Source organism: Acinetobacter sp. HZNU-JH01 (assembly GCF_037996845.1).
In the GTDB taxonomy this organism is placed as follows: Bacteria; Pseudomonadota; Gammaproteobacteria; order Pseudomonadales; family Moraxellaceae; genus Acinetobacter; species Acinetobacter haemolyticus.
The window spans coordinates 3248781-3265456 of sequence record NZ_JBBMZX010000001.1; the positions used below are offsets into that span (position 1 = coordinate 3248781).

13 protein-coding genes are annotated in these 16676 nt (G+C 40.3%); 8 read left to right on the top strand and 5 right to left on the bottom strand.

Going from position 1 to position 16676, the window contains the following annotated elements:
- Positions 1 to 2: 2 nt before the first annotated feature.
- Entirely contained in the window at positions 3 to 1274 is a 1272-nt protein-coding gene (locus AAC851_RS15390) for a Glu/Leu/Phe/Val family dehydrogenase (protein ID WP_004639559.1), read from the top strand.
- A 68-nt stretch (positions 1275 to 1342) separates the two neighbouring features.
- Here AAC851_RS15390 and AAC851_RS15395 read toward each other — a convergent pair whose 3' ends face one another.
- Complete coding sequence (locus tag AAC851_RS15395) at positions 1343 to 2749, bottom strand: aminotransferase-like domain-containing protein (protein ID WP_340601023.1); 1407 nt, start codon at positions 2747 to 2749, stop codon at positions 1343 to 1345.
- A 229-nt stretch (positions 2750 to 2978) separates the two neighbouring features.
- Between AAC851_RS15395 and AAC851_RS15400 the strand changes: the two genes are divergently transcribed.
- The 5 genes from AAC851_RS15400 (at position 2979) to AAC851_RS15420 (ending at position 8361) form a co-directional block, all read left to right on the top strand.
- Complete coding sequence (locus AAC851_RS15400; RefSeq protein WP_075315440.1) at positions 2979 to 3815, top strand: hypothetical protein; 837 nt, start codon at positions 2979 to 2981, stop codon at positions 3813 to 3815.
- Positions 3816 to 3842: 27 nt separating this feature from the next.
- A complete protein-coding gene (locus AAC851_RS15405) occupies positions 3843 to 4001 on the top strand; it encodes a hypothetical protein (RefSeq protein WP_167365848.1) in 159 nt (52 codons plus the stop codon).
- An 88-nt stretch (positions 4002 to 4089) separates the two neighbouring features.
- Positions 4090 to 6498: an FdhF/YdeP family oxidoreductase gene (locus AAC851_RS15410; protein WP_340601024.1), complete on the top strand. Its 2409-nt coding sequence runs from the start codon at positions 4090 to 4092 to the stop codon at positions 6496 to 6498.
- A 49-nt stretch (positions 6499 to 6547) separates the two neighbouring features.
- Positions 6548 to 7339: a formate dehydrogenase accessory sulfurtransferase FdhD gene (fdhD, locus tag AAC851_RS15415; RefSeq protein ID WP_005082587.1), complete on the top strand. Its 792-nt coding sequence runs from the start codon at positions 6548 to 6550 to the stop codon at positions 7337 to 7339.
- An 80-nt stretch (positions 7340 to 7419) separates the two neighbouring features.
- Positions 7420 to 8361, top strand: a complete 942-nt coding sequence (locus AAC851_RS15420) for a Dyp-type peroxidase (RefSeq protein WP_005089984.1) — start codon at positions 7420 to 7422, stop codon at positions 8359 to 8361.
- A gap of 43 nt (positions 8362 to 8404) precedes the next feature.
- Here AAC851_RS15420 and AAC851_RS15425 read toward each other — a convergent pair whose 3' ends face one another.
- The 4 genes from AAC851_RS15425 to AAC851_RS15440 all read right to left on the bottom strand — a co-directional run bounded on the left by AAC851_RS15425 (position 8405) and on the right by AAC851_RS15440 (position 14632).
- Positions 8405 to 8800 carry an acyl-CoA thioesterase gene (locus AAC851_RS15425; RefSeq protein WP_005089986.1) on the bottom strand — a complete coding sequence of 132 codons (396 nt, stop codon included), beginning with the start codon at positions 8798 to 8800 and terminating at the stop codon, positions 8405 to 8407.
- Positions 8801 to 8885: 85 nt separating this feature from the next.
- Entirely contained in the window at positions 8886 to 10289 is a 1404-nt protein-coding gene (gene adeC, locus AAC851_RS15430) for an AdeC/AdeK/OprM family multidrug efflux complex outer membrane factor (protein WP_005089988.1), read from the bottom strand.
- A 78-nt stretch (positions 10290 to 10367) separates the two neighbouring features.
- Entirely contained in the window at positions 10368 to 13493 is a 3126-nt protein-coding gene (locus AAC851_RS15435) for an efflux RND transporter permease subunit (protein ID WP_008941347.1), read from the bottom strand.
- Entirely contained in the window at positions 13490 to 14632 is a 1143-nt protein-coding gene (locus AAC851_RS15440; RefSeq protein WP_005089991.1) for an efflux RND transporter periplasmic adaptor subunit, read from the bottom strand. The genes AAC851_RS15435 and AAC851_RS15440 overlap by 4 nt, the downstream gene beginning before the upstream one ends.
- A gap of 145 nt (positions 14633 to 14777) precedes the next feature.
- Here AAC851_RS15440 and adeR point away from each other — a divergent pair, with 145 nt between their 5' ends.
- Both adeR and adeS read left to right on the top strand, forming a co-directional pair.
- Positions 14778 to 15509, top strand: a complete 732-nt coding sequence (adeR, locus tag AAC851_RS15445) for an efflux system response regulator transcription factor AdeR (protein WP_005089992.1) — start codon at positions 14778 to 14780, stop codon at positions 15507 to 15509.
- Positions 15499 to 16584, top strand: coding sequence for a two-component sensor histidine kinase AdeS (gene adeS / locus AAC851_RS15450; protein ID WP_005089995.1), 1086 nt, complete (start codon positions 15499 to 15501; stop codon positions 16582 to 16584). The genes adeR and adeS overlap by 11 nt, the downstream gene beginning before the upstream one ends.
- Positions 16585 to 16676: the final 92 nt, after the last annotated feature.

A 16676-nucleotide genomic window follows, 5' to 3' on the forward strand; every position in this document is an offset into this window, starting at 1 on the left:
AAATGTCTAATTTATCTTATGTCTCTCAAAATGACGGTCCATGGGCAACTTATCTCGAACAGATCGAGCGTGTTGCTCCATATCTAGAAGGTCTAGAAGGTTATGTGGATACATTGAAGCGCCCAAAACGTGCTTTGATCGTTGACGTGCCAATTGTTATGGACGATGGCACAATTCGTCATTTCGAGGGTTATCGTGTACAACACAACTTGTCACGTGGTCCGGGTAAAGGCGGTATTCGCTATCACCCAGATGTAGATTTAAATGAAGTAATGGCACTTTCAGCATGGATGACAATTAAGACTGCGGTGGTAAATCTACCATTTGGCGGTGCAAAAGGCGGTATCCGTGTTGACCCACGTCAACTTTCTCCACGTGAATTAGAACGCTTAACACGCCGTTATACCAGTGAAATCAGCCATATTATTGGTCCACAAAAAGATATTCCTGCACCAGACGTGGGTACTAATCCAAACGTTATGGGCTGGATCATGGATACTTATTCATCGGGTCAAGGTCATACCGTAACGGGTGTGGTAACAGGTAAACCTGTACATTTGGGCGGTTCTTTGGGGCGTATCAAAGCAACAGGTCGAGGTGTATTTATTACTGGTCAGCAAGTTGCTGAAAAAATCAAATTACCTTTAGATGGCGCGAAAGTTGCGGTGCAGGGTTTTGGTAACGTAGGTAGTGAAGCTGCGTATTTATTCGTTGAATCAAAATCTAAAATCGTAACAATCCAGGATCATACAGGTACGATTTACAATCCTGACGGGATTGATCTTGCGGCATTAAAAACACACATGGAAACTCATCAAGGTGTGGGTGGTTTTGCTGGTGCGCAAGCGATCAGCGATGAAGCGTTCTGGACTGTAGACATGGATATCTTGATCCCTGCTGCGTTAGAAAGTCAGATCACAGTTGAACGTGCGAAAAACTTATCAGCAAAACTGGTACTTGAAGGCGCGAACGGCCCAACATATCCAGAAGCGGATGACATCCTCGTTGAACGTGGTATCACTGTTGTTCCAGACGTAATCTGTAATGCGGGTGGTGTAACCGTATCTTATTTCGAATGGGTTCAGGATATGTCGAGCTATTTCTGGTCAGAAGAAGAAATCAATGAACGTCTTGATAAACTCATGATTCAAGCGATTAATGATGTATGGCACAAATCAAGTGAGAAAGAATGTACTTTACGTACAGCTGCCTTCATTTTGGGTTGTGAGCGTATTTTAAAAGCACGTAAAGAGCGTGGTATTTTCCCTGGTTAGTTTATAACTCGGTGAATCAAAACGCTCTTAAGCTAAATGGCTTAAGGGCGTTTTTTTATGAGATTGAGCTAGATTGCATCCTCAACAGCTTGAATAAATTGATCGACTGCATATTGAATATGCATTGTCCATTCAAAAGAGCAATTCATTCGAATAAAGTGTTGATGTGAAGGTAGTACATTAAAGAGCGGACTTGGCGCGATTCCAATCTGTTGTTGGATCAGCTGTTCATAGATTTGCATACTGTTGACTTTGTCAGGCAGTTGAATCCATAGAAAATAGCCACTTGGGTAGTTAAAGACTTTGCAGCCTTTGGGTAAATGTTGTTTGAGATATTGAAAAAATTGTTTTTTATTCTTTTCTAGAGCACGTCTAAGCGTTCTCAAATGCTTTTCATAATGATGATGTGATAAGAACTCAACCAATGCATTTTGAATCAGTGCATTCGCAGAAATGGTGCTCATCAATTGTAAATGTTGGATGTGTTCTGAGAACTTACCTGCATAAACCCAGCCTATACGGAAGCCAGAGCCTAGGGTCTTGGAGAAAGATGAACAGTGTAAGACAAAGTTTTGTTGATCAAAATACTTCATTGGTAATGGTTTTTGAGCACCATAGAACAATTCTTCATAGACATCATCTTCGATTAAATGAATTTGGTGCTCGTGTAAAAGCTTGGCAATTTTATACTTAGTCTCGTTACTGACTGTAAAGCCAATCGGGTTATGAGCATTGAGCATGAACCAACAGACTTTAATTGGATAATCTCGAATCACTTGCTCAAAAGCCTCAAGATCAAAGCCATGTAGGGGATGTTCAGGCAGGGTGATGACCTTCAAACCTAAACGTTCAGCCGCTTGCCATGCACCATAGAAAATTGTTTGCTGCAACAGAATATAATCACCAGGTTGCGTGATGGTCTGTAGTGATAAATTTAAAGCTTCCAAGCCCCCAGATGTGATAACGATATCATCAGCATCGGTTGGTATGCCTTGCATACAATAGCGCTGAGCAATCAGTTTTCTTAAGGCAAAATTTCCCGGTGGCAGATTGGAAGTTTGATCATAACTTTGCCGATTGCGAGAGAGCTGTCCCATGATCTGAATTAACTTGGGTGGATAGAGCAATTGGCTATCTGGAAACGCTGATCCTAAGGGGCAGATTTGATCCGACTGAATCGACTTTAGATATTTAAATACTAGCGAGTTGATTTCAATTTTGGGATTTAATGACACCACAGTGGAGGCTTGTGGAATATGTTGATGACTTTGTTCAGAAACGAAATAACCCGATTTTTCTTTTGAATAAATTAAGCCCTGTGCTTCTAGTTCTTGATAAGCATTCATTACTGTAATGAGACTAAAACCAGATCGTTGGACTTGTTCTCGTAAGGACGGCAATTTGCTATGGGGTTCCCATGATCCATTTTCGATGAGAAGTTTCAGCTGATGTGCTAACTGTTCTGATTTATACATAAAATACCCAGATCAAACTTTTTTGTTTATGAGTAATGCCTTTTATATAAATAATTTTATAACAGATAAATGAAAAAGAAATGATCTGTTATATTTTTTTAGTAAAACTCTGTAGCTACTTATCAATTTGTATTCATTGCACAATAAAGCCATCAACCAAGCAGCTTGTTAGATTACTCAAAAAATAAGTTGCTGGATCTCAAGCTACAGATTCGGCTGGATGGCATCAATGACGTTTGTAACCCCAGAACTCAATGCAATAACTCGGCTTTTTCCAGAGCAGCAACCTTCTGAATGGATACAGCACAAGTTATGTCTAGAATATGTCAATTTAGAAGCGACGCTACTCAGAGCGAAAGTACTAAGAAACTTTTCTAAAGCGCGTGTCGTGTATATTGCGCAAGCCCAAATTGTTAAGAATGACAATAATCTTGCGTACTTATTTGCGCCATTGATCATCGCCAACTTAAATCAATCTGTGATTTATACCACTTCGTACTCACTGTCTGTATTTAAGATTCTGAATCAATATTATCAATCAGATCGAAGTATTCATTTAAAAATTGAAGAGGTTATACAAAGCCTCAACTTATATATCGATCTGGTTGATCAGCCGAGAAATGAAGAAGATTTCTTGTATCGGAGTTTGATTAAGGCCTTGTGTAGAACCGACGTTTCTGAAGTGTTTTTAATTACATATTTGCGTATCGATGAAGTACAGCTTTGCATCTTACAAGATTATTTTGAAATTAAAATTCATGTGATCTATGCGGATAAACAGCGATCAGTTGTAAATGATGATTTGATTAATACTCGGAAATTATTGTTTAAAACCAAAGATGAGTTTCATCGAAATCTTTGTGTATTGTTTTCTCAATTAAATACGCCGCTGATTGCTCAGACTGGTCAATTTAACCAGCAGCAAGCAATGCATCTCATTGAGGATATGTTTTATTCGGAACATATCTTTGAAAAATTATCAGTTTATGGCGAATACATGCAAACACGTATTCAAAATGGTGCCAACTTTAAAGTTTTATCTACAAATGAGTTGTCACATCATTGAGTTTAGGATTTAAAGAGGAGAGATTATATGTCTCAAGCACAATCAAAATTTCCGTATCTTACTGTTGGAATTAGTATTTTTCTAGGTTGCTTATTCCTACTGTTCTTCTTTTTAGCAGTGAGCCATCAACCTGATTATATGCCTTCACAGCAGCAAAAAAATGTTGAAGCTCAACAGTTAAAATAATCAGACAAAACTTGAATAGTCAAGCAAGCTGCTTTCATGTTAATTCTACTTGTGTAGAAATGACAAAAGCTCAGATGAGGGCAGCTAGATGGATAATTCAGAACAAACCATTCATAAGCAAGAAAATAATGGCTTTGCCAGAATTGAGCCGTATAACCAACCAGCAGGTGGTTGGGGAGCATTGCTCAGTGTTGCCCGTAACCTCAAAAGGCAAGATATTCTAAAGAAAGGTTCAATCACACTACTTAATATTAATCAGCCAACAGGTTTTGATTGTCCGGGTTGTGCATGGCCTGAAAAAAAAGATGCGCATGCCTTTAACTTCTGTGAAAACGGTGCCAAAGCCGTTGCATTTGAGGCAACCAGTAAAACAGTAACACCTGAGTTTTTTGCAGAGCATACGGTCAGTTGGTTGGCTGAGCAGAGTGATTTCTATCTAGAAGATCTTGGACGTTTAACTGATCCGATGCGCTACGATCCTAGCTCAGATAAATATGTCCCAATTTCTTGGGATGAAGCTTTCCAGCTCATCGCCAAACATTTACAAGCTTTAGATCACCCAGACCAAGCCGCATTTTATACCTCTGGTCGTGCCAGTAACGAAGCCGCTTTTTTGTACCAACTTTTTGTAAGAAGTTTTGGAACCAATAATTTTCCTGATTGTTCCAATATGTGCCATGAGACGACGAGCGTTGGTTTAAAAGATTCAATTGGTTTGGGAAAAGGTACGGTTATCTTAGATGACTTTGATCAAGCAGATGCGATCTTTAGTTTTGGTCATAATCCGGGTACCAATCATCCACGAATGTTGGCAACGCTGAGAGAGGTTTCAAAGCGTGGCGGCAATATTATTGCCATTAATCCTATCAAAGAGCGTGGCTTGGAACGTTTTCAAGATCCTCAAGCACCGTTGGAAATGATGACCAATGGTAGTACGCCGATCAGTCGTTATTATTTCCAGCCCAAAATTGGGGGAGATTATGCACTACTATTTGGTGTGCTCAAGCATCTATCTGAATGGGACAAAAAGGCGATAGCGCAAGGAAAACCGAGTGTATTTGATCGTAGTTTTATTGCGATGAATACGATTGGTTTTGATGAAATGTTAGCTGAAGTTGATCGCACGGACTGGGAACAAATCCATAAATATACAGGGCTTTCACCTGAGCATTTAGAATCGATTGCGAAAATGTATTTAGATGTTAAAACCGCAATTTTCTGTTGGGGCATGGGCATCACTCAACATCGTCATGGGACTGCCAATATTCATATGCTTGCAAACTTAATGTTGGCTAGAGGGCATATTGGTCGCCCGGGCTCAGGTTTATGTCCTGTACGTGGTCACAGCAATGTACAAGGTGATCGCACGATGGGGATTAATGAAAATCCAAGCGATAAGTTGTTAGATAGCATTGACCGTGTGTTTGGGATCACATCTCCTCGCAAACATGGCTTTGGTGTGGTTGATACCATTAAAGCGATGTATGAAGGAGAGGTAAAAGTCTTTATTGGTTTAGGTGGTAATTTCGCAGTTGCCACACCAGACACACCTTATACACAAGAAGCACTTCGACGCTGTAATTTGACCGTAAACATCACCACTAAACTTAACCGAAGCCATTTGGTGTGTGGCAAAGATGCATTGATGCTCCCTTGTCTCGGACGTACCGAAGTTGATATGCAAGTGCATGGTCCACAAGCAATTTCCGTCGAAGATTCTATGAGTAATGTCCATTTATCCGCAGGACGCAATCCACCAATCTCAGACAATATTTTGTCTGAACCTGACATTGTGGCACGTATGGCAGCAGCCACTTTGCCTGATAGTCAAGTCAAATGGCGTTGGTATATCGAGAGTTATGATCGTATTCGTGATTCTATTGCTGATGTTTTTGATGAGTTCCATGACTTTAATCAGCGGGTTTACCAACCGGGTGGTTTTCACTTAGAGCATCCTGCCAATCAACATGTTTGGAATACACCAAGTGGTAAAGCCCAATTCTTGATTACGCCTTTGGCAGAAGTTTATGAGGATGCTGAAAATCAATATGCGGCCGCTTATAGCGAACAACAGGTTTATACCTTAATGACCACACGCTCGCATGACCAATACAATACGACTTTATATGGATTAGATGATCGTTATCGGGGTGTCTATGGACAACGTCGTGTGTTGTTTATGAATCAAGCAGATATAGATACGGCAGGTTTTGAAGCTGATCAATGGGTTGATATTGAAAGTGTATTCTCTGATGGTGTTAAGCGGATTGTGCATAGTTTCCGTATCGTACCCTATAACATTCCCCAAGGTAGCTTAGCGGCATACTATCCAGAAACCAATCCGTTAGTTGCATTAGGTAGCCACGATAAATACGCCAAGATTCCTGCATCAAAGAGTATTCCTGTCATTCTTCATGCTGGACAAGCACCTGAACATTTTAATTTGGCAGTTGAAGTTGATCCAGAACACGCAAATCAACGGGTCAGTGGCGTATAACGTATTCGATTTTTAATATTCGAGTGAGAAATATCAAAGAGGTTTATCGGTGGATACCAAAATACGCGGCTATGAAACGGTGCAAGTACACCGTTTCCATCAGGATTTGTCTGAAAATGAAATGGATTATATCGTTCAGGAATATCCGATTGCATTGATATATAACGGAATTTCTCATGCAGTTATGATGGCAACGCCGTCCGATATTGAGGTATTCGCCAAAGGCTTTAGCTTATCTGAAGGAATTGTGCAGAGCCTCAACGAATTATATTCGATTGAAATTAGTCAAAATGAACTGGGTGTGCAAGTCGAGATGACAATTGCATCGCGTGCATTTATGGCCCTCAAACAACATCGACGGATGATGGTTGGGCGAACAGGTTGTGGTTTATGCGGGATTGAGAGTTTAAAGCAACTTTATTCCGAGCTGCCATTGGTGAGCAGTCATGTTCCGTCCTCTTGGCTTAATCAAATTCCAAGTGCAATTGCTCAACTCAAAGCTAAACAAAAAATAAGTGAATTAACAGGTGGTGCACATGCCGCTGCTTGGGTGGTCAAAGGTCAGATCATTGCTTTGTTTGAAGATGTTGGGCGACACAATGCCTTAGATAAATTATTGGGTTATTTGGCTGAACAAAAGTTAAATGTTGCGGATGGTTTTGTGGTTATGACTAGTCGTGCCAGTTATGAGCTGATTCGCAAATGTGCGCAATTCAACATTGCTTTATTGGCAACGATTTCGGCACCGACTAGCATGGCAATCGAAATGGCAAAAAAATTGAACCTAACCTTAGCAAGTTTTTGTCGTGGAGATAGCTTTGTCGTTTATACGCAGGAATAGTAAAAATTTGTGTTTCTGTTGCTAAGTGATTCATCGATTTGTGTAGGATATACGTATTAACTTTTTTATTCCTAAAAATTATGAATATACCGCTTAGACCACAGCCTGTAATTAATAATCTTTCAGGTGAAAATGCCTTATTTATCGTTCTAGGTATCAATGCTCAACCTGATTATTCTGGGGTGATTGATTTTCTTGCAAACTTTTCTGCTTTGGTTCGGAGTCTCAATCATCGATTTCCACAGAGTAACTTTAGTGCTTCTGTTGGGATTGGTTCAAATGCCTGGGACTTATTATTTCCACAGTTAAATAAACCGAAAGAGCTAACTCCATTTCAGGAAATAAAGGGAATAAAGCATACTGCGGTAGCGACAGCAGGAGATTTATTTTTCCATATCCGAGCGGATCAGGTGGCGATCTGCTATGAACTTGCTGCGATTCTCCATGAACAACTTAAACAAGATACCTATCCCATCAGTGAAACCAAAGGTTTCAGATATTTTGATGGCCGTGCCATTTTAGGCTTTGTGGATGGTACTGAAAATCCTGAACATGAAATTGCCAAAGAAATCGCTTATGTAGGTGCAGAAGATGCTGAGTTCCTTGGTGGTAGTTATGTATTCATTCAAAAATATTTACATAACATGGAAATGTGGAAAGGGCTAAGCACCGAAGAACAAGAAAAAGTGATTGGCAGAAAGAAATATGATGATGTTGAATTAGGTGATGATGTTAAGCCACAAAATGCACATAATGTGGTGAGTAAAGCACACGATGCTGATGGCAATGAATTGAAAATTCTCAGAGCCAATATGCCATTTTCAAACCCAACTGAAGGAGAGTACGGCACTTTCTTTATTGGGTATTCACGCTCATTCAATATCACCAAAACGATGTTAGAAAATATGTTTCTTGGCAAAGAAAATGGTCATGTGGATCGGTTATTAGATTTCAGTACACCTGTTTCTGGGAGCTTATTCTTTGTACCGACCTTTGACTTCCTCGAAGATTTAGGCGAGTAAGTTTAATTCGCTGAAATGAATCAGTTTATTTCAGCGAAAATGTTTATTGGCTAATCAGATATTTTTGTAACTGAGTACGGAATTGATCTGGAATACGATCTGATTTCTGCGCGCTGAAATCGAAATACACTTGAACAGCTTTACCTCGCGCAACACAGTGATCATTTTGCCAAGCTTCATGTGCGACAATGAATGAAGAATTCCCGATCTGTTCAATCCATGTTTTGATTTCGATATCAGCACCATAATAAATTTGGGCAACAAAATCGACTTCAACTCGTGCGAGAATCAAAGGTAGGTTTTTGATTTCCATACTTGGGTTGAATAAACGAAAAACAGGTTCACGTGCGGTTTCAAACCAACCTGTGATTACAGTATTGTTGATATGTCCGAAAGCATCTGTTTCATAAAATCTTGGTGTGAGCGAAAGTGTAAACATAGATTAACGGTTATTTTCTGATTTAAACTTAAACACTATAAGGGCTGAGTCTTTAAAAATCAGCCCGAATAACAGACTTAAGCGTTTACGAATGTCGAGATAATCCACCTCCTAAAGCCTTATAGAGTTCGATCTGATTATTCAATTTAGTTTGTTCAAGTATCAATAAGCCTTGTTGAGCTGCATAAGCTGAACGTTGTGCATCCAATACGGTCAGATAACTATCAATACCAGCTCTAAAACGAGCACTAGATAGCTTATAAGTCGTATCTGTTGCCGAGACTAAGCGGCGTTGAGCATCAAGACGTTCATCAATATGTGCATGGGCAGCAAGAGCATCATTCACCTCACGAAAAGCAGCTTGAATTGATTTTTCATATTCAGAGAGTGCTATCTTTTGGTCTGTTTCTGAGATTTTAACATTCGCCTTTCGAGTGCCCCAGTCAAAAATGGGGAGGTCTATACTTGGGCCGATTGACCAAGAGAAACCACCAGACTTAAATAAATCATTCAGTTCAGTTGAAGCATATCCAGCAGAACCAGTTAGGCTAATAGTCGGAAACATTCGTGCTTTTGCTGCACCAATATTTGCACCTGCAGCACGCAGTTGATATTCGGCAGCTTTTAAATCTGGACGATTATTCAATAAGTCACTACTTAAACCCGTTGCAAAGGTCTTTTCTTGAGTGATATTGGAGATCGCTTGGTGAGGCAGTAAGTCCTGTGGAATGGTTTGCCCAGCCAATAGATTCAATAAATTCTGTGCTTGCAAGACTTGGGTTCTATAATTTGCCACATCATTACGAGCAGTCTCTACAGAGATTTGTGCTTGTCGTAATGGTACTTCACTATCAATCCCAACGTTGAAGCGCTTTTTATTCAGCTCGTATGAATCAAGTTGAGCTTTTAAGGTTTGTTCAGCTAGGCTGAGATTCTCTTTCGCAAATGCATAATTTAACCATGCTTGTGTGATTTGACTCACGAGGCTAATTTGTGTGGCGTCGCGTGCGCTTTGCGTAGCTAAGTATTGATTTAAAGCGGTATCTTTGAGACTTTTCACTCGTCCCCAAAAATCCAATTCATAGGCTGTTACGCCTAAACCAACTTGAAAGGTAGAGTAGGGATTATTGGGATTTATCGAGGGATTTACTTGTCGTACTGCGCTGCCTGTGGCTCCTATCATTGGTCGTTGGTCATTTCGAGTGATTTGGTACTGTTGCTGAGCGCGTTGAATATTGAGCGTTGCAGTGCGCAAATCACGATTGTTCTCTAAACTGATCTCAATGACTTGCAATAAACGAGGATCAGAAAAAAAATCTTTATAACCTTGTTCTGCAATTGAGGTTCCACCATTAGCATGACTAAAGCTTTGCGGAATATCAGAGCGAATGACTGGTGAAGGGGCTTGCATACTGACACAAGCAGTCAGGGCGATAGTAAGGGTAGAGATGACGATTCCACGTGATAAAAGTACAGTCGATCTAGACATGGTACGCTCCAAATAGAAATGAATATGGTTTAGGCCTGCTGTATCAGAGGAAAGGTGACTTTCCTCTGATTTTTCAGTTTAGGAGGTAGTTTCTTGCTTCGTGGATGTTCGCTTTGATTTAAACAGTTTCTCTACGCCGCCAAGGATAAAGACGAAGAAAACAGGAACGAAGAAAATTGCAAGAATAGTGGCTGATATCATGCCGCCAAATACACCTGTACCTAATGCGTGTTGGGTTTCTGAACTTGCACCAGAGGCAATCACTAAGGGAATCACACCACAGGTAAAGGCAAGTGAGGTCATCAAAATCGGACGTAAACGCAGTTTCGCTGCTTGTACTGTTGCCTCGATCAAACTCATCCCTTCTTCTTTGAGCATTTTTGCGAATTCAACGATCAAAATGGCGTTCTTGGCAGAGAGTCCAATGATGGTAATCAAACCAATTTTAAAGAATACGTCATTCATCATTCCTCTTGTCATAATCGCAACTATGGCACCGAAGATGCCCAATGGAACAACTAACATGACAGAAAGTGGAATTGCCCAACTTTCATATAATGCAGCCAGCACAAGGAAGACCACTAACATTGATAGAACCAATAAGAATGCCATTTGCGATTCAGACTGTTTCTCTTGCAGTGAAATTCCTGTCCATTCATAGCCAATTCCTTTCGGCAATTGAGCGATCAGATTTTCCATTTCACGCATTGCATCACCAGAAGAGGTATCAAAATTAGGGATACCCGCAATGCTTAATGAAGGACGACCATTGTATCGGTTATATTGTTGGGGAGCTTTGTTCCATTCAGGTGTAACTACCTCAGACAAAGAGACTAATTGACCGCTTGCACCTGCGACTTTGAGATTCAAAATATCTTTTAAGTGCATACGTGACTTTGCTTCCACTTGGACAATCACTTGTTGCATACGACCCTGATTTGGAAAATCATTGATATACATTGAACCCATAGAAGTCGAAATAATATCGGAGACATCAGCAAATCTCACACCTAGAGCATTCAGTTTTTCACGGTCAATTTTTAAAGAAATATTGTCACCTTGTGGTAAACCTTCATTCCAAACCATGTAAAACTTTTTGTTTTTAGCTGCCATTGCCATCAATTGGTCTTGTGCGGCTAACAATGCAGGCATACCTAAGTTGGCACGGTCTTGTAAGCGGAGACTGAAACCTGAGAAAGTACCTAACTCATCAATTGCGGGTGGAAGCACAGCCATCGTTGCGCCTTCCTTGCTATTTGCCATTTCGGCATTGACAGCGTTGGTCATTTCGGATGCGCTAGAAGTACGATCTTTAAAATCCTTCAATGTAGTAAATGAAACAGCCACGTTCTGTCCAGAACCGCTAAAGCCCCAACCGAGAATCGTGGTGTTATTCTTAACATTTGGATTGTCTTTAAGGCTATCCTCAAACTGATTTACGATGTTTTTTGTACGCTCAGTGGTTGCATCGGATGGCAGTTGGAAGGAGGTTAGGAACCAACCTTGGTCTTCTTCGGGCATAAATGCAGTTGGCCAGTACTTCATTCCCGCAAAGGTTAAACCTGTAATCACAACAAAGATCACCATCATTGGAATACTATGTTTAATCACTTTAAGTAGGATGCGTTCATATTTTTTCGTAACTTTATCAAAGCTACGATCAAACCATGCAAAAAAACCTTTTTTCTGATGATGCCCGTCAATTGGTTTGAGAATCGTGGCACAGAGTGCAGGTGTTAAGACCAAAGCCAATAGTGCAGAGAATAAAATAGACACCGACATAGTCAGGGTAAATTGCTGATAAATGATACCCACTGAACCACTGGCAAATGCCATGGGTAAAAATACCGCTGCCAGTACGAGTGTAATCCCGATAATTGGACTGGTGATTTCCTTCATGGCTTTAGAGGTTGCCTCTTTAGGCGGTAAACCTTCGGTTGCCATAATCCGCTCAACGTTTTCCACCACGACGATCGCATCATCCACGATGATCCCGATGGCGAGCACCATACCAAACATCGTCAATACATTAATGGAAAAGCCTGCAACTAACATCACGGCAAAAGTGCCGAGTAGTGCAATCGGTGCGACAATCGCAGGTATCAGCGTATATCGAACGTTATGTAAGAATAAGTACATCACGATGAAAACCAGAACCATCGCTTCTAATAAAGTATGGATGACTTTCTCAATGGAAATTTTAACGAACGGCGCCGTGTCATAAGGAATACTAAATTGCATACCCTCAGGTAAATTGATGTTTAACTCTTCGATTTTTTCACGGACTGCGTCTGCTGTTTTTACTGCATTGGCACCTGGGCTGAGTTGAATTGCAGCAGCAGTAGACGGTTTACCATCCTCCAAGATCGCAAAGTTGTAGGCTTGAGAGCCAATTTCAACATTGGCGACGTCAGAAAGTCGAATTACACTACCACTGGTTTTGCTTTTCAAACTGATATTTTTGAATTGCTCTATACTATCAAGTTGCCCTTGTGCAGATAAAGGAATGGTGATGAGCTGACCCTGTTCGGCAGGCATATCGCCAAGACGACCGGGTGCGATTTCAACATTATTTTCACGAATAGCTGCATTTACATCACTAATTGATAGACCATAAGACACGAGTTTGTTTGGATCGACCCATATTCGCATGGCTTTTTCTGCACCAAAGGATTGAACTTTTCCGACTCCTTCGACACGCTTTAATTCTTCCACCACATTGCGGACAAGATAATCACTCAAATCAATTTCAGAATATTGACCATTGGGTGATTTGATACCGACTAACATCAAGAAGCCTGATGACGAAGACTCAACTTGTAAGCCTTGTTGGCGGACAATTTGAGGCAAACGTGCTTCGATGGCTTTGATTTTGTTTTGTACATCCACTTGTGCCATATCCACATCTGTACCTGGTTTAAAGGTCGCAGAAATCTCGGCTGTACCAGACGTATCTGTGGTTGAGCTGTAATACAACAGGTTTTTTACACCAGATAATTCCCGTTCAATCAGTGTAACTACACTATCATTAATGGTTTTAGGTGTTGCACCAGGATAGACCGCACTAATATTGACTTGTGGAGGGGCTACGCTTGGAAAGCGGGCAATCGGTAATTTAGGAATACTCAGTAACCCAAATAAGATAATAAAAATCGCGATCACCCACGCAAAAATGGGGCGACGAATGAAGAATTGGGACATCATTGGGCTCCTTGGGTGGCAGGGATTTTCCACGCTGTCATTTCAAGTTTTTGATCAGGTTGAATGCGGTCAATCCCTTCAACAACCACCTTTTCACCAGTTTTAAGCCCTTTATTGACTAGGTAATATTGTTCATATTGCTGCCCTAATTCGATTGGACGAATTTCAGCAGTGCCTTTGGTATTGATGACATAAACCTGAGGCTCCCCAGAGATATTGCGTTGAATCGCTTGTGCTGGGATCAACAAGGCTTGTGGGACAGAAGCGCGATCAATATTCACACGGACATACATGCCCGGTAGTAACTTTCTCTCTGGATTGTTGACTTCAATACGAATGGTGACATCACCTGTTTCTGGATCAACATTGATGTCTTCAAACAACATTCGTGCAGTCACGTTATAAGGCTGACCATGACTGTTAAAGATCCGAACAGTTTTTTGGTCATTTGCAGATAATTCACCGCTTTGTAATGCCGCTTGTAAACGTTCAAAGTCTCCAATGGATTGCTTCACATCGACATAAACTTTATCGATTTGCTGGATGGTCGCCATGGTATTTGCATCACCTTGGCTAACTAAAGCACCTTCAGTTACGAACGACTGTCCAATACGCCCTGAAATCGGTGCTCGAACTGTTGCATATTGAAGATTTAAATTTTGTCGTGTAAGCAAGGCTTTCATTTGAGCAACATCCGCCAAAGCTTGGCGATATTCAGCTTGAACATTACTGACTTCTTGTTTACTAATTGCATTACTCGGAAGTAATTGCTCGTAACGTTCCAGTTGAACTTTTAGACGTGTAACTTCCGCTTCTGCTTTATTAAGTGAAGCTCTATTACTATTTACATCAGCTTGGAAGGTTTCAGAATTAATTTTATATAAAGCTTGTCCTGCCTTTACCTCACTCCCTTGAGTAAATAGCACTTTTTCAATAATGCCACCGACTTGAGGACGAATTTCAGCCGTACGAAATGCTTGTACGCGTGCGGGTAGGTTTTCGCTAAAATTTACAGATTGAGGTTGAACATTGATCACACTCACTTTTGCAGGAGGTGCTTCAGGTTGTTCTACTTCGGAATTACAACCGTGTAGAACCAGTCCAATGGATAGAACTAATGGGAGTAAAAGATGCTTTTGCATACTGCCAAATCTCAGGAGTTTTTGATGTTGACAGTATTTTCTGATTTTGTGTAACCACCATCCGTAAAGTGTGGAAAAAGTGTGGAGATCAATTGATAAATCGTCGTATTATGAAGATTGACTGATTTTTCTATGATTGATCTCTATGTTGGAAGCTTCATTTTCATTCGATTGTCGTGACAAATTTATTCTTGTCGTTGAGGATGAGTATGATATTGGCGATATTATCGAGCACTATTTAAAACGCGAAGGAATGCGTGTAATTCGTGCCATGAATGGGAAGCAGGCGATTGAAATGCATGCATCGCAACCGATTGATTTAATTCTTTTAGATATTAAACTTCCTGAGTTAAATGGTTGGGAGGTACTTAACAAAATCCGTCAAAAAGCTCAGACGCCTGTAATCATGTTAACTGCACTGGATCAAGATATTGATAAAGTCATGGCGTTACGTATAGGCGCTGATGACTTTGTCGTGAAGCCATTCAATCCAAATGAAGTGGTGGCTCGTGTGCAAGCTGTTCTCAGACGGACTCAGCAAAACACTCAAGCTTTAAATAAAAATATAATTTATAAAAATATCGAGATTAATACAGATATTCATAGTGTGTATGTACATCGAGATACTCAGAAAGTTTTGCTCAATTTGACTTTAACTGAGTACAAAATTTTACTCCTTATTATTGATCATCCACACAAAGTTTTTACCCGTAGCGAACTTATGAATCACTGTTTACCAGATAGTGATGCTTTAGAGCGTACCGTTGATAGTCATGTCAGTAAATTGAGGAAGAAACTAGAAGAACAGGGGCTGCAACATATGTTGATCAATGTACGTGGTGTTGGCTATCGCTTGGATCATCCACATGAAAAATAAATCAGGTATTAGCAAACAACTCTTTATCGCGCTGAGTATTGTGAACTTAAGTGTGACGCTATTTTCTGTTTTTATAGGCTATGTAATCTACAATTATGCAATTGAAACGGGGTGGATTACGCTGGGTTCATTGGAAGAGGATTGGACCGAATTTCATGTCGTTGATTGGGTTTGGCTATTCACGGTGATATTTTGTGGTACGGTGATCTCCTTAATTATTGGTTTACTGCTGGCGAAACGTTTTATTGTTCCAATTAACTCTCTAGCCAATGCCGCAAAAGAAATTAGCTTAGGTGATCTTTCTGCAAGAGCTGAAGATACGAAAATACATTCAACAGAAATATCAGAGTTGATGCATAACTTTAATAATATGGCTCAAAAACTTGAAGATTCTGTGAAAACGGCACAAGTCTGGAATGCTGCAATTGCACATGAGTTACGTACGCCAATCACGATTTTACAGGGGCGTTTACAGGGGATTGTTGATGGTGTATTTGAGCCTAAACCTAAACTCATGAAAAGTTTATTGAACCAAGTTGAGGGACTCTCGTACTTAGTTGAAGACCTAAGAACATTGAGTTTGGTCGAAAACCAACAGCTCCGATTAAATATTGAAGCTGTGAATTTTCAAGCGTGTGTAGATAAAGTCATTTCGATGTTTGGCGAAAGGCTCAAACAAGCTCACCTCACGATTGAAACAGAAGTTTCAAAAGATATTGTGCATTGTGATCGACAACGTATGGAGCAAGTTCTCATTGCTCTGGTCGATAATGCTGTTCGATATGCGAATGCGGGATTGCTAACAATAAGATCAAGAATAGATGCCAATGATTGGATTTTACAAATAGAAGATGAAGGGCCTGGGATTGCTTTAGAGTACCAACATGATTTATTTGATCCTTTTTTTCGTTTAGAGGAGTCTCGTAATAAAGAATTTGGTGGAACGGGGCTAGGTTTAGCCGTTGTCCATGCGATAGTCGTTGCGCATCAGGGTTCGATTCAATATGAAAATAAAAAACCAAATAGTGTGTTTACTATTCGTATTCCGATGACAACTGACTCAGACCGTGTTTAGACGAACCATGATCTTTCGGAAATTTCACATCACAGAATGTTCACATAGGATTGATTAGGCTTATTGCTGTTCAAAGCAAATGGATAGGTCTT